We start from the raw sequence: 17,567 nt of genomic DNA, 5'->3' as shown, positions 1-17,567 counted from the left end.
GAAAGCCGGGCTGGCTATAGTATCCATTCCTTTGGCAGCAGCTCCTCGACCATTTTCTGCTGCTTTTTGTCCAGTTCCACCGGCACATATTCTTCCAGGCGCTTCTTCCAGGCCTGAGTTGCCCGTTCCTGTACACTGATAGCATTGTCTTCCTTTTTCCAGTTTGAATACGCCTTCCGGTTGGCAATTTCAGGAAATACAAAATCGTTCCGATATATTTTGGAGGTTCTGGCCAGATAATTGGCGGAGTGCTCGATTTTTTCCATTTTATCCATATAAAGATTTTCTTCCTTAAACTCAACGCCTCTTAAGAAACGGCCGCAGATTTTATAGGTGTCCTCATCCATCATAAATTTCTCATAGCCCAGGGTATTAAAGGAGTCCATGATCCCGGCCAGCATGTAAACCAGCTCCGGCTCACACATCAGGGCAGAAAGGCCGACCATGGTGGATTCTCTGCCGGACTGGTAGTCGTCCTGCTTGGCGTCGGACAGACAGCCGTGAGATCTTTTGGGCAGTCCGTAAAAATTAGCAAGCTCATTTTCGACAAACCATTCCACGCTTGTCTCCGCGCCGCCGCATACGCAGAGCGAGAAACGGAGGTCTGTTTCCAGGGCGCAGAACTGATAGATAACCGGCGCGCCGGGGTTTACCACCTGTGTGGCCACGATCCCCGCAAGACGTTCGGTGTTATTCTGAATAATGGCGCCAGACAGAGACGGCGGCGCCGTCAGCCCTGCAAGGCCAACGCCGGCGATACAGCTGCACTGTCCGTTTCTCGCATACTCAATGATGGTCTCACACATCAGGCGGTCCCAGGTAAAGGGCGGCGCGCTGGTGATCAGGGTCGACATGAGCACCTGGTCATGGATATCGTTGAACTCCTTGGCCAGCTGGATGGCCCGCTGACAGGTTTCCCGGCTTCCGTTCAGGCCTGCCAGCGGTTTATCGCTGTAGATCATGGGTGTCAGGGTCATAAAATCGGTTTTGTACTCTGCCGGCACATCGCCCGGGTGCAGCAGCTCACAGTCGATGACATCGATCACGTCGCTTGTCTGAAACAGCTTCACAAAGTTGACGAAATCCTCTGCGGTCGCTGGTCGGTGTTCTCCCTCCTTGAGCACATTGATCGGCCCCAGTGAGGACTGGCCAATGGTTTTTTTCTGGGTTGTCCCAACACGGTACTTGTGCCCCCGGGACACATAGTCAAAATTTCTCGGGCAGGAAGCCAGGGCGTCGTCGACTTCCTCTTCTGTTATATAGACAAGCTCGCCGTCAACCTTAAAGCCCTTTTTACGAAACAGCTCCAGCAGCTCCTCTGAGCAAAATCGTATGCCTTTATTCTTTAATAAATACAGTGACTTTTCGTGGATGAGTTCGATGGATTCCTGTGTGACAAAGCTTCTTGTAAAATTCCGTTTATACATATTCATACCTCCAGTATTTGATGCTGTTTAGGTAATGCAATATTTATGCCAAAACCAAGAAATCCCATTGCTGGGCGTTTCCCGGCTTCTTTTCAGGTCATGAATACGGTATTTTTTCTTTTCACGCGAACGAAAAACATTCATTTGAACGAATTTAACTCATCACTTTTCGGAAAATCATCGTAAAACCCTTTAATATTCCCCTTTTTTCCAGCCACTGGTTTGGCATGTTTATTGCGTGTTTATAGTAAGTAAGAAAATATAAGAAGGGGGAAGGCTGTTGCGGCACTGCAAAGCTTCTAAGCTGCAACAGCCTGAAAACGAAATGAAATCTGACAAAAAATCACCTTTTTCCATGGTCAACGGCTGGACCTTTTTTCCGCCGCTCATCTTTACTGTGCTGCTGACAGCGGTGGTCATGGCCAACCCGACGGTTGCCGGCAATGTGCTGGAAACACTCTTTTCCTTCATCACAGATAAGTTTGCCTGGCTGTTTGACTGGTACTATCTGGCCCTCATCGTCGTTGTGCTCGTCCTGGCCTTTGGGCCGCTCGGAAAAAAACGCTTCGGCAATGAAAAGCCTGAGTACTCTACCCTTTCCTGGCTGGGCATGATCTTTACCGGTGCGGCAGGCCTCGGCGTGCTCACCTGGACAAGTGTAGAATGGCTGTACACCTACCAGTCCCCCATGTGGGGTGTGGAGACCGGCACTGTGGAGGCTCTCCAGCAGGCTGCCATGATGCCGCTGTTTCATTGGGGTCCTGTCTTTTATCTGGGTTATGCCCTGATCGCGGTTCTCTTTGCTTACCAGTTCTACTGTAAAAAGGTGGACGACACGCTGCCAAGCACAGCCTGCATTTCCCTGATCGGTAAAAAACGCGCCCGGGGCGGTCTGGGCAAAACCATTGACATCATCTATATCGTCGCCCTGCTCTCCTCTGTCGTCACTTGTGTGGGTGTCAATGTCCCCACGCTGGTCGCCATCATCACCAATATTATTGGCTATGAGCCGCCTTTTATCGTCTCCATTGTCCTGATCATGGCCTGGAGTATCATCATGGCGTTCCTCCTGTTCGCAGGACTTAAAAAAGGGATTGGCCTGCTCAGCAATATCCGCGTGTATGTAGGCTTTGGGATTCTGGTTTTCGTTCTGCTCTTTGGACCATCCTTCTTTATGCTCAACAGCTTTACAGACGGTCTGGGGATGCTCATGCAGAACACCTTCCACCTTGTCTGCAATACAGACCCTTACGCCAAATCCGGTATTCCCCAGAACTGGACCGTTTTTTATTACGCCTGGTACATTACCATGTCCATTCAAAACGGCGTTTTCTATGGCCGTATCTCAAAGGGCCGCACAGTACGTGAGCTTGTTCTGGGGCTGCTCGGCGCTACGGTCATCGGCACTTATATGTTCTTTATTGTGTTCCAGGGTTTCTCCATTAACACTTTCCTGGAGCAGGGCCTGGATTTGGGCACAATCCTCGCAGAAGGCGGACAGGGCGCAGCCATCGCGGCGATCTGGAAATACCTCCCCTTTGCAGGTATCCTGATGCCGGTGCTCTTTATCTTTGCCAATATCTGTATGCAGACCCTTTTAAACGCCAATGCCTACAGCATGGCCATGTCCACCACCAAGGTGTTGAAAAGCGGGCAGGAGCCGCCCTCCTGGATTAAGATTTTCTGGTCGCTGTGTATCGGTGTTATCAGCATTGCCCTGTTGATGATCGGCGGTATCCGCCCCTTCCAGACCATTACCGTTATCTGCGGTGTGCCCGCCCTTGCGATCATCGCGTTGATGGCACTGTCCTTTTTTAAGGATATCCGGAAAAATGGCTGGCGTCTCTCAGACAGCAAGGAAACCGAAGAAACACCTCCCGAATCCTCAGAAAGCATCGAAGCCGCCCGGCCGGCCGTTTCGATGGAAAACAAAGAATAGAAAAAAGGCGGCAGCCCTGTAAGAAACAGCAGCTGCCGCCTTTTAATTTTATCTAAAAGGTGATGATTCCCTTTTTCATAACCTTACGGTCCAGCAGCTTTTCATAAGCCGCGATACTATCGTCAAAGCTGAAATAATCCGAAATAAAATCCTTGATTTGAAGCTGTCCAGAACGCATCCATTCCACTACCTGTTCATGTGCCTTGCCTTCCTCGCTCTTTCTGGGCATCTGCTGGTAGATGACACGCCAGTTATAATCGGCCTGGCTGAAATCAATGGTAATCTCTTCCTTTTCCGGCACACCATAGCAAAGCACCGCACCGCGGTCCTTGATCAGGCCCATGCCCTGGTTTACAATGGCCGGTGAGCCCGCAGCGTCCAGCACAAAGTCTACGCCGTCCGGGAAAATCTTCCGCACTTCCTCACGCACATCCTGAGTCTTACTGTTGATCAGATACGTAGCGCCGTGGGCCCTGGCCTGCTCCAGCTTTTCAGGGATAATGTCGCAGGCGATCAGGTTTTTAACGCCCAGCAGACTCATGAATTTCATATAGGTCAGGCCAACCGGGCCGCAGCCAAAGACCACAACCGAATCAGTGGGCTGGATGCCGAAATAACGAATGGAGGACAGTACCTCGCGGAAGGTAATGATCATCACTGCGTCTACCGGGTCCAGATCATCATCAAGCACTGTCTGAGCAAAGGCACATTCTGGCACTTCACTCTCAGGATAGGCCTGGGCATCACACACCACTGCGTACTCACTCAGCGCGCCCCAGCCTGAGCCAAGGCCCGGCAGATTTTCGGCATCCGGATCGACAAATGGCAGCAGCACCTTGTCGCCAGGCTTTAACCCCTTAACCTTTGCGCCGACTTCAACGACCTCGCCAACGCCTTCATGGCCCAGCATGATCGGGTATACCGATTCCGGAAAGCCCTTAAAGGTACGGTGAAGCAGCTTGACATCTGTCCCGCACATTCCGCAGGCGATTGTCTTAACCAACGCCTGGTGCTCATCGTATTTTGGCTTGTTTACTTCCTCAAGAGACATACTTCCATCTTTTCCTACAACCAATGTTCTCATATTTTCCTCCTCAAAGCAATGCAGTACTCCTGGTCTTCCCCTTTGAAATCCAGGGCACTCGTATCATGTTTTAATGTAATTACATAATAACGTAAATTCTTTAATAGGTATACTAGCACAGTCTTTGGAGAAAAGCAACAAAATTCTTTTACTTAAAGGCGTTTTTTATCCAATTCCCTTTTATTTCTCAGTCAAATCCTCACAATATTTTTTTACCAGACGAAAAGCCTTGTTTTGCGATATCTTTAATTTCTTCTGCACTCCTACGATCGTTTTCTCGATACGGTAGATTTCACGGATAATCTGTCGTTCATAGGCTTCAATCATCAAATCAAAATCGAAACTATCGGTATTATTGCTTCGGTCCTCCTCTGTATAAATCGTTGACGGCAGCTTATCCGGCTGTATCGTGTAGCCAGGCGATAGAATATAGCACCGGTCAATGACATTTTTCAACTCCCGTATATTTCCCGGCCAATGGTATTTTAAAAGCAGCGGAAAAATCTGAGAAGAAAACTTCTTTTGAATGGTATTATTTTGATTATTGAGCTTTAAAAAATAAAAGGCAAGGGGAATAATGTCATCCCTCCGCTCCCTAAGCGATGGTATCCTTGACGTTATGGCATTGATTCTCCAGTACAGATCCTCTCTGAATTTTCGCTCTTGAATCAGCTGCTCTAAATTCTGATTTGTAGCCGTGAGAATTCTCACATCTGCCTCGACGTAATTTTCTGCGCCAATCGGCAAAAACTTTCCGGATTCAATCACATACAGCAGCTTAGCCTGCAGAGAAAGGGGCAGATCTCCAATTTCATCTAAAAACAGCGTTCCATGGTCCGCAAGCTGAATTAACCCCTTTTTTCCCTTGGCACCCGCGCCGGTAAACGCATGCGGAACATAACCAAAGAGCTCCGATTCCAAAAGGTTTTCCGGAATAGCCGCGCAGTTAATATCCCAAAACGGCTGATTCTTTCTATCACTGGAATCATGAATAAATTTTGCCGTCAGGGATTTACCTACACCGGATTCTCCCAAAATCAGTATCGGTGTTTTTGATTTTGCCGCACGCCTGAGCAGCACCAGCTCTTTCAGATAGTTTTGGCTTTCACCGATAATATTTTTAAATGGACTTTCCTGCTTATCAGAAAGCTCCGATTCTTCTTCATACACCTTATCAAAGCTTTCAATGTTTTCCTGAAGCAGGGAGACCATCATTTCCAGTTCATGGTCTTCATTGAACACCGGATTGACAATGGTTGTCAGGGCTTCCTGGGAATTGAAATGCATCTGTTTATAAAAAAGTGTCCGTTTAACCTCCAGCATTTCTTTGTAGGCTGGCGGGCTGACAACCCCCTGCCAAATCCCCCAATTACGCAGCGACACCAGCTCTTCTGGTGTTTTCCCATAGTGCTTTGTTACCGCTGGGTTTGCGTATATGGTATTGCCATCTTTATCATTGACCAAAATGGCAGAAAAAATATTTTCCAGTATTTTAATATAGACTTCCTTTGGCAGACTGTTTAAATATTTTATGTATTCTGAGCTGTGCTTAAATGTATTATCCATGCTTCTTCTCCTTTTTAGCCTATCATACCATCGAACACTTTCTCGAACAACTTTAAAATCTATTTATAAATTAAAAAAACATAAATTTAATTTATTATTAGTTTAATCGGCAAAATTATAATGCATTATTCCTGCAAAACCCTCGATTTTTGATTTGGCATGATTATTGCATTGATAAATGGCATGTACAAATCAGACAGGGTTACCGGTAATAATTATCTCAGGAGGAAATACGATGTATCTTAACCGCAATTTATTTGACAAATTTATGAGCCCGAGTGATATCGAAATGGTTCATGAATACACTTTGAAAGTTTTAGATGAAATCGGCATTATTTTTGAAAGTGAGCGCGCTTTGGAAATTTTCAGACAGCATGGCGCCCGCGTCGAAGGCGAGACCGTTTATATCAGCGAGCAGCTTCTGCACGAAGCCCTCAAAACCGCACCGTCAGAGTTTGAGCTTTTCGCCCTTGGCAAATCCGTTAAAATCGGCAAACGCTATGAGCCCGTGACCGTAGGCAATCCGGCACACTTCCAGATCATCCACACGGACGGCACCATTAAGAACACCACGCTTGATGATGTGGTTAATTTCCATAAACTGGCTGAAACCAGCGGGGTCATCAGAATGAGCACCAGTGTTGGTTATGACACCGATGATATTGACAAATCACTTGATAACATGTACATGCCTTACGTTGCACTTGGGCTGAAATACAGCTCAAAACCCGTTTATCAGGCAAACGCCGTTACTCCCCTAAACTGGAAAAACAAAGATTTGTCGGCGGCAACAAAGGAGATTGCTGTCTTTCATAAAAAGTTTTTCGATCTCTGGGATAAACCGGTTGTCTTATCCAACCTCGCGCTCATCTCTCCACTTGCGATCGGCAGTGAAGTCCTTTCAAATATGTTCGGCCTGCTCGAAGAGGATCAGCCCGTCATCTTTATCGACTGCGGCATGACAAACCTGACTTCGCCGCCAACGCTGATGGGTTCGATCATTCAGAGCAACGCAACGCTTCTGGCCGCGATCATTCTCACACAGCTCATTAATCCTGGTGTTCCCGCAATGTATGGAAGCGTCAGCGGGCCAACAGATATGCGTACCTTACAGCTCGCTGTCGGTGCGCCAGAATCAATGCTTATTCAAATGGGCCTGCTTGCCATGGGACGCTACTATAATCTGCCAATCCGGACCGGCGTCGGCGTCTCAAGCGCATTGGACGCCGACTACCAGGCCGGAGCAGAAACAATGATGATGCTTCTGACAGGTCTTGTAGGAAAATCCGACTTTATTCTTAACGCAGCCGGCCCACTTGCAACCTACAATATGGGCAGCTACGAAAAATACGTTTTGGATGAAATTACAGCCGGTTATCTTAAGCGTGTTAATCAGGGCATAATGATTTCAGATGAAAAGGCCTGTTTTGACCTTATGAAAAAAGTCGGTCCAAGAGGCGACTACCTTAAAGGCCGAACATCAAAAGACTATCGTGAAGAACACTATCTGCCCAAAATTTTCAACCGTCAGGGTGGTAATTCAACTGTCATTATCGAAAAAAACGGTACTTTAAGAGATAAAGCCGCCAGAGAAGTTAAAGAAAGGCTCGAGTCCTACAAGCTTCCGGATACCACCAGTGTTCAGCAAAAGCTGCTTAACACTTATCTGCCGCCACAATACCGATATTAATGGCGGCAATCGCCAAACGCTGCAAATTTAACGGCAATTTCGGGAAGCTGCATAAGGTTACTTTTATTCTGCTTCCCGACTTCCTAATTTTATAGAAAGAGGTCTGCACACATGAATCCCGCAATATTCAAAGGCAAAGGCAAAGGCAAACGCAACCTTATTTTGGTATTGTTAAGCTTTTTAGGCCGGGTGCCTTGTTTTTTCTCCATGCTTTACACGTTTTGCCCTTCGCGTTCTTTTTCAACCATATCCTCACAGTGCTTCTTAACAAGCCGGTAAGCTTTATTCTGTGAAAGGCCCAGCGCTCTCTGGACACTGGCAATGGTTTTCTTTTTCTGGAAGGTTTCACGGATCAGCTGGCGTTCAAAGGCATTCATCACCGAATCGTAGTCGCTGGCGGCACTCTCGTAATAACTGTCGGCCACTTTTGAGATATGTCCTGGAAGCTTGTCTGGATAAATCGTGTACCCTGGCGACAAAATATAGCATCGGTCAATGACGTTTTTTAATTCGCGTACGTTACCGGGCCAGTCATATTGGAGCAGTAAGGGCAAAAACTCCGGCGCAAAAAATTTCTGCATAGTGTGTGTTTTGTTATTTAATTTTAGAAAATGAAACGCGAGAGGCACAATGTCCGCTTTCCGCTTTCTCAGCGGTGGAATCGTGGAGGATATGGCATTAATCCGCCAGTACAGGTCCTCCCTGAATTTCTTTTTGGCAATCCGCTTTTTTAGATTTTGGTTAGTGGCTGTAATAATCCTGACATCGGCTTCAATATAGTTCTCAGAGCCTATGGGCAGAAACTTTCCGGTTTCAATAACATACAAAAGCTTGGCCTGAAGCGACTGGGGCAAGTCTCCTATTTCATCCAGAAACAGTGTTCCGCTGTCCGCCATCTGAATAAGCCCTTTTTTGCCCTTGTTCGACGCTCCGGTAAAGGCGTGGGGCACATAGCCGAACAGCTCTGATTCCAGCAGGTTTTCCGGAATTGCCGCGCAGTTAATGTCGACAAAGGGCCTGTCCTTTCGCTCACTGGAATCATGGATATATTTTGCGATCAGGGATTTCCCAACGCCGGATTCTCCCAGCAGCAGTATCGGCGTCTTTGACCTGGCCGCCCGCCTGAGCAGTACCAGCTCCTTCAGATAATTCTGACTTTCGCTGACAACATTCTTAAAAGGGCTGGCGCTGTTCTCATCCCGGTCAAGCTTCATCGCGTTTTCTTCATAAGTTTTATCAAAATCTGTGACGTTTTCCTGCAATACGCCTACAATAAGCTCAAGCTCATTGTCTTCATTCATAATCGGCGTCGCAATTGTTGTTAAAACCTCCTGTGAGTTAAAATGCATTTGCCGGTAGAAGAGGGTTCTTTTCTTCTCGAGCATTTCCTTGTAAACCGGAGGACTCACGATCCCCTGCCAGATTCCCCAGTTCGGCAGATTAATCAGCTCCTCCGGTGTTTTTCCATAATGCCTTGTCACTGCCGGATTGGCGTAAACGGTATTTCCGTCTTTATCATTAACATAAATTCCGGTGAAAATATTTTCAAGGATTTTGATGTACGTTTCCTTTGGCAAGGATTCTAAGTATTGCTGGTATTTTTCACTGTGTTTTTTTTGAGTATTATCCATTGTTTTCTCCCCCTTTTCTATAATTATATATAATTAGATGATTTTTGTCCCCGCTTTTTTGGAAAATAAAATTAAATTTAGATGATATTTTTATCTTTTTACAAAAAATCCTTGATTCTAACACGGTTTTACGAAGTGGCACGGTTTTTGCTTTATTAAAAGCTGTGCACATTCGAAGCTTGAGATTATCGATAATCAACTAAACCATTTGATTTGGGCACGGCTGCCTGTCTGAAGGGTGTGCTGTCTCATCAGAAGAAAGGTCTGTAAAATGGAACAAAAACTTACACGCGGGAAAAGAAATGTTATTTTGATATTATTGAGTTTTCTGGCTGGTATGGTCTATTTCATCCCATACTTTCAGCTGACTTACTATGATCAGATGATCCGGATTCTGGGATTGACGAACACACAGCTCGGCTTTATCGGAACAGCGGTTGCCCTTGTAAATTTCATCTGTTATATTCCCAGTGGCTATATGGCGGATAAGTTTGACTCAAAGCTGCTCTTAATTCTGAGCGCCGTGGGCATGGCTGTCACCTCGCTGGTGTATTCGCTTCTTCCTTCCTACACTATTGTCCTGATTATTCATGGCTTCTTTGCTGTTTTCAGCATTCTCACTTTCTGGTCGCCTTATCTGAAGTATCTCAGAATGCTCGGCGATGAAAATGAGCAGGGGAAAATTTTTGGGATGAGCGAGGCTTTCAGAGGTGTTATGGCAACAGCCATTTCCTTTTTGTGCCTTTTTATACTCGGCTCCATCGCCAACGAAGCGCTGGGCTTTCAAACCATTATATGGGTAAATGCGGGCCTCTTTATTATCATTGCCGTTGCGCTGGCGCTTGTTCTGCCAAAAGACGTAAAGGATCAGGCCGGAGCCTCTGATAACACAAAGCAATACCGGATGATCGACGCGCTGAAATTAAAGGGAACCTGGCTCACAATTTTTGTGATCGCCTGCGGAATTACTGTTTACATGTGCTGTACCGGTTATCTCGGCACTTATACGACGCAGATTCTAAATCTGCCTGAGAGCGTTGCCAGTACCATTTCAATTTTCAGAAATTATATTATCGTTTTTCTCTCCGGCATTATCGGTGGGGTCATTGCAGATAAAATGTCCACCAAAAGCAAAGCTGTGGCCATTTTCTTTGGACTGACCGGGGCTCTGGGTCTGTCGCTCATCTTCAGCAGCCAGGTGGTCGCGCTGTCCATCGCATTGACACTGTTCCTGTCGCTTTGCTTTAACGCCATCAAATCCACTTACTGGTCTGTGATGGGTGAAGCCGGCATTCCTCTGGAAATGACTGGTATGTGCACAGGCGTTATCTCCTGTATTGGATTCATTCCTCAGATTCTGGTCAGTCCCATTGCCGGCTCATGGATAGACGCCGCTACGGCCGCCGGAAATGTCAGCGCCGGGTTCAATAAAATATTTATCCTGCTGGGAGCCGCCAGCTTGCTTGGAATACTGGCCTGCCTGCTCATCCATAAAGAATGTAAAAAAAATCAAACGGCATAAAAAATATGCGTCATTGTAAAAGGAGCTTAAATGAAAGAACTCTTTAAAAAAATGGATAAGCCTGTATTTCTGACGGCTTTCACTGTCTGCGGGCTGCTTATTCTGAGCTTTTTTATCATCCCCGTCCAGATGGGCAGAATTTCTGAAGGTATCTTTACTTTTCTTCTGCAAAACTTTAAATGGTGCTTCGTTTTAGCAGCCGATGGCATTATTATTTTCTGCCTGGTTCTTGCCTTCAGCAAATACGGGCGTATCCGGCTTGGCAAGGACACGGATAAGCCGGAATACAGTAATTTAAGCTGGTTTGCAATGATGTTCAGCGCCGGTATGGGTGTCGGACTTATCTTCTTTGGCGTGACTGAGCCCATGTCGCATTTTATGGACCCATTAACAGCGCAGGCCTGGACCAGCGACGCGGCCAGAGAGAGCATGTACATTACCTTTTTTCACTGGGGGATTCATCCCTGGGCGATTTATGCCTCCGTTGCTCTGCCCTTTGCCTATTTCCATTACCGGCGCCAGACCAGTCCTCTGGTGAGCGCCTGCATCACGCCGCTTTTTTCCAAAAAAAAGCACCGCGTTCTGGATATATCGGTCGACGCCTTTACCATTGTCATCACACTTCTCGGGATTTCGATCTCTTTTGGATTAGGCGCGTTACAGATCACCTCTGGACTGAATATGGTATTTGGCATTCCAAATTCCCTGTTCACGACAATCTGTGTGATTATCGCCGGCACGGTCTCCTTTACGCTTTCCTCTATGCTCGGCATTGAAAAAGGCATGAAGCGGTTGAGTGATTTTAATATGCAGCTGGCAGTTGCCTTTATCCTGTTTGTCTTTATCTTTGGGCCCACGGTTTATATTATCAACTCACTGCTTGAAGGAATCGGCGGCTATTTATCCAATTTTGTGACGCTCTCCTTTTTTACAGACGCCCAGCAAGCCGTAGAAACTGCCAAGGGATATGACTGGATGAGCAGCTGGACCATTTTCTACTGGGCCATGTGGATTCTCTGGTCCCCTTTTGTGGGTATTTTCATCGCAAAAATCTCAAAGGGGCGTACGATCCGGGAATTCATCACGGTGGTTTTGCTGCTTCCCACCCTTTTCAGCTGTATCTGGTTCTCCGTAATCGGTGGAAGCGCATTAAAGCTGAGCCAAAACGGCAGCAGCACCGTTATCGACGCCGTGCTTAAGGACAGCACCGGCGGCATCTTTGCCCTGCTGCAAAGTCTGCCCGTTCCTTTGATATCCTGTATCCTGATCATGGTGAGCCTTGCGATTTTCTTCATTACCTCGGCCGACGCATCGACCCAGGTTCTGGTCACCATGAGCTGTAAGGGAAAAGAAACCGACAGCCATTTCTTCCGGGTTTTATGGAGCCTTCTGATCGGCGCACTGACCTGTATGCTGGTCTTTTCCGGCGGCATCAACGCCATGCAGCAGGTTTCCGTTTTCTTTACACTGCCCTATATTATCATTATTGGCCTTTTGTTAATAAGCTTATATTCAAGTCTGAAAAAAGACGAAAACATACAATGAATGGAGTAAAAATTATGAAAAACTATGAAAATTATGTCAGCAAAGCGGATATTGAAAAAATTCACGAACATACCCTGCGTATTTTATCAGAAATCGGCATTCAATTTGAACACGAAGGCGCGCTGGACCTTTTCAGAAAGCACGGTGCAAGAGTCGAAAACGAAACCGTCTATATTTCTGAAGCACTGCTGAATGAGGTTTTAAAGTACGCAAAAAAACAGTTTACCATCACCTCCTGTAAGGGAAATCTTGAAATCGGCAGCGGTGAGCAGTATGGCGTGCCCATTCTCGGAAATGTGTACCGCCACCACCACAACGGCCGTATCGAAAAACTGACTGATCAGGATGTAACCGACCAGTTCAAGCTTTCTGACACCAGTGACATCACAAAAGTTTCCACCATGAATTACTTTTTAAGCTACGACGATTCCTACACTGAGGACCAGAAGGTCTTTGGAAATGTTGCCATGGTTTTAAAATACAGCCAAAAGCCCATGCTCATGGCTGCCCCGAACACCTTTGTCATCGACGGCAGGGATAAGGGCTCGAAGGCCTACCGCAAAAGTCTTGAGCTGGTCAACCGTTTCGAGGGCACCGAGGGCACTCACAGCGCCTATGTTGTCAACACGCTGTCTCCGCTTACCTTAGACCATGATCCAATCGAACGTATTTTTATTCTGGCCGAAACCAACCAGGCCATGATCATCACACCCTGCGCCATGCCGCTAATGACAGCGCCGCCATCTCTGGCCTCCATGATCGCCATGACAAATGCCGAAATTCTCGCGGGCTATACCCTTGCCAAGCTCATCAATCCCGATGCCAACGTCGTCTACGGCAACACCTCTGCGGCCACGGACATGCGTACCATTCAGCTTGCAATCGGCTCGCCGGAGTGCTCACTGGTTGTCTACGCTGTTGCGGGGCTGGCAGACCGCTACGGTCTTCCTTTCCGGACCGGCGGCTCTCTGAGTGACGCCAAAGAGCTGGATGTACAGGCCGGTGCAGAGTCCATGATGAATATCCTGACCACAAGAAATGCCGGAGCCGATATTGTCTTCCATACCTGCGGCTGCATGGGCTCCTTTAATGTTTCCGATTTTGAAAAGTTTCTGATTGATGAGGAAATTCACCACATGGCCTGCCGGATGACTGCTGGCATCAACTGCAGTGATGAAAACTTCTGCTTTGATCTGCTTAAAAAAACGGGTCCCCGCGGTGCTTTCCTGAAGGGACGGACGCCAAAGATGTATCGTGACGAGGTCTATCTGCCAAAATATTTTAATAAGGACGACCCAAACCAGTGGCAGAACAAGGGCAGCATTTCTGTCAACAATAAGGTGGCGGAAGAAGTCAAAAAGCGTCTGGAAAGCTTTGAGCCAGCACAGATCACAAAGGAACAGGCTGAGCTGCTGAATCCCTACATTCACGAAAAATACCGGAACACATTATAATAGCATTTGAAATTAAAAGGGCAGGTTAGCGTGATGATCGCTTACCTGCCTTTAAACTTTTTATAAGGTCATGCTATTTTTCCTGCAAGCCAGGATGCTGCCTCCGGATTGTGTATCAGCAGGCTTACAAGTCCCACAATGACCACTAAAATGAAAATGCAGACAAGATGGGTCTTTTTATGCATTGCCAGAATAGCCACATACTCCCGCAGGAGGGCATTGTACCAAAAATAAAATTTTGTTTTCGCTCCGATACCCTGGGCCTTGAGATGAGCTTTTCTGGCGTAGATGCCTGCCCGGAACACATGGTAATTGGAGGTGGCGAACAGAATGCGCAGATGCTTCATATCCGGCTCCCGGCTTTGGATGAGCTGTCTGGAAAACAGCATGTTCTCAAAGGTATTTTTCGATTGGTCTTCGACCAGGACATGGTCCTCGGGTATGCCCTGCTCCAGAGCGTACTGCTTCATGGCATCGCCCTCGGCAACCTGCTCGTCGCCACCCTTACCGCCAGACATGATGAGCATGGGCGGTTTCTTTCGCTTATCTGCCTGTCTTCTGTAGACCTTGAGAGCCCTGTCGATACGGCCTGCCAGCAGCGGTGTGACTGTCCTTCCGTCAACCAGTCCCGAGCCCAGCACAATAATATAATCCTGCCTCAAAAGCGGCCGGTATATTCCGTAAATAAAAGAGGACAGGATAAAATTTGAAAACATCACCAGCAGGTACAACAAAATGGTATTGACCAACAGCATCACAACTGAGAGCACATCGTTGATCTCGACGTTTTTAAAGGTGACCATTCCCAAAAACAGCCACAGCAGAATGCCCACGCCCACCAGCAGGCTGAGCAGATTGGCTTTGCTCCGCCCTTCCTTTCTCAGCAGGGTCACAGCGCTGTAAAAGGAAATGGCCAGAATAATAAATACGCCGGTCAATAAAATCAGCGTGGCCATTATCCCGATGATGACCACCAGGAAAAATAAAAACGGATTTCCCGTCTCATCAACCAGAAGGACGAGCGAAACGCCGCTGAGCATCAGCAGGATAAAAAACAGAAAGCCATTGATCAGCCTTCTTCTGTCCTGCAAATACACCACCAGGAAGAATAACAGGTAAATGAGATTAATCGCATATATAAGCATGGTTTTTCTCCTTATTTGCAACTTTTACTTTCTTTATACCCATCTTCATATTATTCCTACCGCATCTGCCTGCCTTAAAAAGAAAAACGCCTGTCACCAGACGTTCTTCTTTATAGCATAATTTAATTAGGGAGCGCAATGATCATGCCAGAAGCATTGGCAGTATCGAAAAATTAAAGATCTGCAGTATTGCGATGGTGAAAGCCGGCGGATCAATGTGACTGTCGGCATTGGTATTGAAGGTACGGGCCGCGATGTCGCAGAGCACAGCGCCGAGCATCCCGATAATGAGCCCGCCGATAATCGACAGAACCGCGTTCTGGGTTACCGCAAAGACCGTAAGCACAGTGGTGGCCGCCGGTAAAATGATCTGGTGAAGGTTTTCCATTGGCAGCTTCATGGGCAGCCACAGGAAACAGATGGCCGCAATCCCAAAGGCAAAGGAGCCCATGTTGTTAAACAGGTACATGGCTTCCTGAGAGCCGTCAAGCCCCATCTGTCCGAGCGCCACGGTAATACAGCCTACCAGCAGGCTGCTGCCGGCGCCCAGAACCAGCAGAAAGGTAAGCCGGTTTTTATCCGGCAGAAAGACATGCTTCTCTCCTTCCCATTTCCCGAAAAAGCCACTTGTCCCCAGTGTGAGGCGGGTGAGCAGGCCGTTTAAGAACACCGTAATGGCTACCGTATCGGTCCAGCCCGCCAGGTTGAGAACATTGACCCCAAACAGGTCCGAAATTACAAACTCGATAAGATAGCCCACCACGCCAAACGCACCGCCGATTAACAGCGCCATACCGTCGTTGTATTTACACAGCGGCGTAATAATATCGGCGCCGCTCTCCATCTTTCCCCTGCGCATGAGATAAGCGCCAGCGGCCGCCGCGCCGCAGAATGAGATATGCGGTCCGAACCACGAGCCAAAGCTGACAAAGGGTATCATCGGCGCACCCGCCGCGCCGCCCAGAATAGCCGCAACCACTGTAATCCCTGTAAAAATAAAGGCCGTTACCCCGCCGATACACGCGCCGAACACACCGCCGCCAAAGGCGGCAATTAACATCAAAATATCCATATTTTCAAATCCCCTTATTTATCCTCTATCAACCGTTATGCGATTTCCTTTGCTACCTTTGCGGCAGACCCTGCGTCCTCCGCAAAGGCGTCCGCGCCGATCTCATCGGCAAAAGCCTGGGTGACCGGCGCGCCGCCGACCATAATCTTAAAGCTCTTTTCCACATCCGAGCCTTTAATGGCTGCCACCGCGTCGCCGAGCGCGGGCATGGTGGTTGTGAGAAGGGCGGAAAGCCCCACAATTTTCACATCCGGATGCTCACGGATGGTCTCAAGGATCACCTCGTTTTTCACATCCACACCCAGGTCGATGACCTCAAAGCCTGCGCTTTCGATCATCATCCCCACCAGGTTTTTGCCAATGTCGTGAAGGTCTCCCTCAACGGTGGCCAAAATGTACTTTCCCCTGGAGCCGGTGGCGCCTGTTGACAGATGCGGCTTCAAGACCTCTACCCCTTTTTTCATGGTCTTTGCCGCAATGAGCATTTCCGGCACATAGATATCGCCATTTTTAAATTTTTCCCCTACCTTATCCATGGCGCCGATCATGCCTGTGTTTAAAATATCCATTGCGCCGCAGCCCTCGTCCAGGGCTTCCTGCACCAGGCCGGCAATGATCTTTTTCTTTCCCTTTTCAACTGCCTGGCAGATTTCATCAATTTTCATCATTTTAACCTCTTTTCATTTCACATTTCCAAACATGCCGTCACGGTAAGCGTTGATATACTCGATACAGTATTCATCCTCGCCCAGCAGCGCCTCAGCCGCGTAGATCAGGCCCATCATGTCCGCATTCAGCGGGTCCAGAATCGCGCTGTCCATTCCCGCGTTCATGGCCAGAATCATAAAGCCCTGGTTGATGTATTTGCGGGCTGGCAGGTTAAAGGAAATATTACTGGCCGCCCCGGTCACATGGACCAGGGGATACCGTTTTTTGATTTCCCGGATGGTTTCTGTGACAGTCTCAATACCATCCTCAGACGCGCAGAGCATTTCCACCAGCGGGTCGATATGCATACGTCCCGGCGCGATGCCATAGGCCTTTGCCTTATCCATAATGGCTTCAAAAATCTCCAGCCGCTTTTCCGCTGTTTTGGGAATACCAGAGTCGTCGCAGAGCAGCGCCGCGCACTCCCATTTTGTATCTGCGATGGCCGGGAAAATAGTATCAATCTTATTCCCCTCAAGGGATACAGAATTGATCAGCCCTTCTTTATTGCAGTGTGGCAGTACCTCCCTGAGCACCTCCGGTGACGGGCTGTCCACCGCCAGCGGCGTGTCAGTCACGGCCTGAACCGCCTCAACCATCCATTTCAGGGTTTCTGCCTCGCGCTTTTCCGGCACCGAGGCGCAGACGTCGATAAAATCCGCGCCGGCAGTGCTTTGTTTTTCAGCCAGCTCCTGCAAAAATGCCGCGTCCTTTTCTTCAACGGCTTTTGCCACGGACGGGATCGAGCCGTTTATTTTTTCTCCGATAATAATCATGGTTCTGC

At 47.8% G+C, this 17,567-nt stretch carries 13 protein-coding genes; 5 read left to right on the top strand and 8 right to left on the bottom strand.

What is annotated here, in order from left to right; all coding sequences use genetic code 11:
* Positions 1 to 14 precede the first annotated feature (14 nt).
* Positions 15 to 1,427 (bottom strand): trimethylamine methyltransferase family protein, encoded by a 1,413-nt coding sequence (locus tag I2B62_RS18820; RefSeq protein WP_195270570.1) that lies wholly within the window; start codon positions 1,425 to 1,427, stop codon positions 15 to 17.
* A 325-nt stretch (positions 1,428 to 1,752) separates the two neighbouring features.
* Here I2B62_RS18820 and I2B62_RS18815 point away from each other — a divergent pair, with 325 nt between their 5' ends.
* Positions 1,753 to 3,366, top strand: coding sequence for a BCCT family transporter (locus tag I2B62_RS18815; protein ID WP_207736076.1), 1,614 nt, complete (start codon positions 1,753 to 1,755; stop codon positions 3,364 to 3,366).
* Positions 3,367 to 3,418: 52 nt separating this feature from the next.
* On the opposite strand, the gene I2B62_RS18810 is transcribed toward I2B62_RS18815, so the two are convergent.
* Both I2B62_RS18810 and I2B62_RS18805 read right to left on the bottom strand, forming a co-directional pair.
* Positions 3,419 to 4,450 (bottom strand): zinc-binding dehydrogenase, encoded by a 1,032-nt coding sequence (locus I2B62_RS18810; protein WP_195270568.1) that lies wholly within the window; start codon positions 4,448 to 4,450, stop codon positions 3,419 to 3,421.
* Positions 4,451 to 4,630: 180 nt separating this feature from the next.
* Positions 4,631 to 6,016, bottom strand: a complete 1,386-nt coding sequence (locus tag I2B62_RS18805; protein WP_195270567.1) for a sigma 54-interacting transcriptional regulator — start codon at positions 6,014 to 6,016, stop codon at positions 4,631 to 4,633.
* A gap of 235 nt (positions 6,017 to 6,251) precedes the next feature.
* Here I2B62_RS18805 and I2B62_RS18800 point away from each other — a divergent pair, with 235 nt between their 5' ends.
* Positions 6,252 to 7,706: a trimethylamine methyltransferase family protein gene (locus I2B62_RS18800; protein ID WP_195270566.1), complete on the top strand. Its 1,455-nt coding sequence runs from the start codon at positions 6,252 to 6,254 to the stop codon at positions 7,704 to 7,706.
* A 212-nt stretch (positions 7,707 to 7,918) separates the two neighbouring features.
* Here the strand turns inward: I2B62_RS18800 and I2B62_RS18795 are convergent, their stop codons facing one another.
* Positions 7,919 to 9,337 (bottom strand): sigma 54-interacting transcriptional regulator, encoded by a 1,419-nt coding sequence (locus tag I2B62_RS18795; RefSeq protein WP_195270565.1) that lies wholly within the window; start codon positions 9,335 to 9,337, stop codon positions 7,919 to 7,921.
* Between the two features lie 271 nt (positions 9,338 to 9,608).
* Here I2B62_RS18795 and I2B62_RS18790 point away from each other — a divergent pair, with 271 nt between their 5' ends.
* From I2B62_RS18790 to I2B62_RS18780, 3 genes are read left to right on the top strand one after another with little or no spacing between them, the layout of a single operon-like run.
* Complete coding sequence (locus tag I2B62_RS18790) at positions 9,609 to 10,859, top strand: MFS transporter (RefSeq protein WP_195270564.1); 1,251 nt, start codon at positions 9,609 to 9,611, stop codon at positions 10,857 to 10,859.
* 30 nt (positions 10,860 to 10,889) lie between these two features.
* A complete protein-coding gene (locus tag I2B62_RS18785) occupies positions 10,890 to 12,404 on the top strand; it encodes a BCCT family transporter (protein ID WP_195270563.1) in 1,515 nt (504 codons plus the stop codon).
* Positions 12,405 to 12,418: 14 nt separating this feature from the next.
* Positions 12,419 to 13,858 (top strand): trimethylamine methyltransferase family protein, encoded by a 1,440-nt coding sequence (locus tag I2B62_RS18780; RefSeq protein WP_195270562.1) that lies wholly within the window; start codon positions 12,419 to 12,421, stop codon positions 13,856 to 13,858.
* Between the two features lie 68 nt (positions 13,859 to 13,926).
* Here the strand turns inward: I2B62_RS18780 and I2B62_RS18775 are convergent, their stop codons facing one another.
* The 4 genes from I2B62_RS18775 to I2B62_RS18760 all read right to left on the bottom strand — a co-directional run bounded on the left by I2B62_RS18775 (position 13,927) and on the right by I2B62_RS18760 (position 17,559).
* Positions 13,927 to 15,003, bottom strand: coding sequence for a YdcF family protein (locus tag I2B62_RS18775; protein WP_195270561.1), 1,077 nt, complete (start codon positions 15,001 to 15,003; stop codon positions 13,927 to 13,929).
* 142 nt (positions 15,004 to 15,145) lie between these two features.
* Entirely contained in the window at positions 15,146 to 16,075 is a 930-nt protein-coding gene (locus tag I2B62_RS18770; protein WP_195270560.1) for a hypothetical protein, read from the bottom strand.
* 35 nt (positions 16,076 to 16,110) lie between these two features.
* On the bottom strand, positions 16,111 to 16,743 hold the full coding sequence (locus tag I2B62_RS18765; protein WP_195270559.1) for a corrinoid protein: 633 nt from the start codon (positions 16,741 to 16,743) through the stop codon (positions 16,111 to 16,113).
* 12 nt (positions 16,744 to 16,755) lie between these two features.
* The gene (locus I2B62_RS18760) at positions 16,756 to 17,559 is read right to left on the bottom strand and encodes a methyltetrahydrofolate cobalamin methyltransferase (protein ID WP_195270558.1); all 804 of its coding nucleotides are present in this window, start codon (positions 17,557 to 17,559) and stop codon (positions 16,756 to 16,758) included.
* Positions 17,560 to 17,567: the final 8 nt, after the last annotated feature.

This window comes from Eubacterium sp. 1001713B170207_170306_E7 (genome assembly GCF_015547515.1).
GTDB lineage: Bacteria > Bacillota > Clostridia > Eubacteriales > Eubacteriaceae > Eubacterium.
The sequence above is the reverse complement of the archived record's forward strand: the minus strand, read 5'-3'. Positions and strand labels throughout refer to the sequence as shown.

What these genes read in the sequence shown, in the direction of transcription:
- I2B62_RS18770 (WP_195270560.1), bottom strand. Translation starts at nt 16,075, where the DNA reads ATGGATATTTTGATGTTAATTGCCGCCTTTGGCGGCGGTGTGTTCGGC.
- I2B62_RS18815 (WP_207736076.1), top strand. Translation starts at nt 1,753, where the DNA reads ATGAAATCTGACAAAAAATCACCTTTTTCCATGGTCAACGGCTGGACC.
- I2B62_RS18805 (WP_195270567.1), bottom strand. Translation starts at nt 6,016, where the DNA reads ATGGATAATACATTTAAGCACAGCTCAGAATACATAAAATATTTAAAC.
- I2B62_RS18800 (WP_195270566.1), top strand. Translation starts at nt 6,252, where the DNA reads ATGTATCTTAACCGCAATTTATTTGACAAATTTATGAGCCCGAGTGAT.
- I2B62_RS18775 (WP_195270561.1), bottom strand. Translation starts at nt 15,003, where the DNA reads ATGCTTATATATGCGATTAATCTCATTTACCTGTTATTCTTCCTGGTG.
- I2B62_RS18765 (WP_195270559.1), bottom strand. Translation starts at nt 16,743, where the DNA reads ATGATGAAAATTGATGAAATCTGCCAGGCAGTTGAAAAGGGAAAGAAA.
- I2B62_RS18790 (WP_195270564.1), top strand. Translation starts at nt 9,609, where the DNA reads ATGGAACAAAAACTTACACGCGGGAAAAGAAATGTTATTTTGATATTA.
- I2B62_RS18785 (WP_195270563.1), top strand. Translation starts at nt 10,890, where the DNA reads ATGAAAGAACTCTTTAAAAAAATGGATAAGCCTGTATTTCTGACGGCT.
- I2B62_RS18780 (WP_195270562.1), top strand. Translation starts at nt 12,419, where the DNA reads ATGAAAAACTATGAAAATTATGTCAGCAAAGCGGATATTGAAAAAATT.
- I2B62_RS18810 (WP_195270568.1), bottom strand. Translation starts at nt 4,450, where the DNA reads ATGAGAACATTGGTTGTAGGAAAAGATGGAAGTATGTCTCTTGAGGAA.
- I2B62_RS18820 (WP_195270570.1), bottom strand. Translation starts at nt 1,427, where the DNA reads ATGTATAAACGGAATTTTACAAGAAGCTTTGTCACACAGGAATCCATC.
- I2B62_RS18760 (WP_195270558.1), bottom strand. Translation starts at nt 17,559, where the DNA reads ATGATTATTATCGGAGAAAAAATAAACGGCTCGATCCCGTCCGTGGCA.
- I2B62_RS18795 (WP_195270565.1), bottom strand. Translation starts at nt 9,337, where the DNA reads ATGGATAATACTCAAAAAAAACACAGTGAAAAATACCAGCAATACTTA.